At 60.6% G+C, this 254-nt stretch carries 1 protein-coding gene; it reads right to left on the bottom strand.

The window, feature by feature from the left end; all coding sequences use genetic code 11:
• A partial coding sequence (locus EAE91_RS23930; protein ID WP_244869036.1) for an IS66 family transposase occupies positions 1-254 on the bottom strand: 254 nt, incomplete at both ends.

Below are 254 nucleotides of genomic sequence, written 5' to 3'. Positions count from 1 at the left end.
ACCGCAATCCGGGCAGCTCTCCGTCTCCGGCACCAGCCGGATATCTTCACGGGGTAAAGTCGCCGGCAAAGGCTGACGTTTAGGCTGGGTCGGGGTCGCGTTTTCCTTGATATGCAGGCGTGACAGCCGGGTTTCCAGCACCGCGATATCGGTATCGGCATCTTCCTCAAACTGACTGCGTTTGGGACCGGCAGGCAGGGTTTCGCTGTGCGCGCCAAAACGCCAGCGTTGCGCCTGTTTCAGGGCTTCTTCCA

This window comes from Photorhabdus noenieputensis (assembly GCF_018448935.1).
In the GTDB taxonomy this organism is placed as follows: Bacteria; Pseudomonadota; Gammaproteobacteria; order Enterobacterales; family Enterobacteriaceae; genus Photorhabdus; species Photorhabdus noenieputensis.
This window is presented reverse-complemented; position numbering and strand designations above follow the sequence as displayed.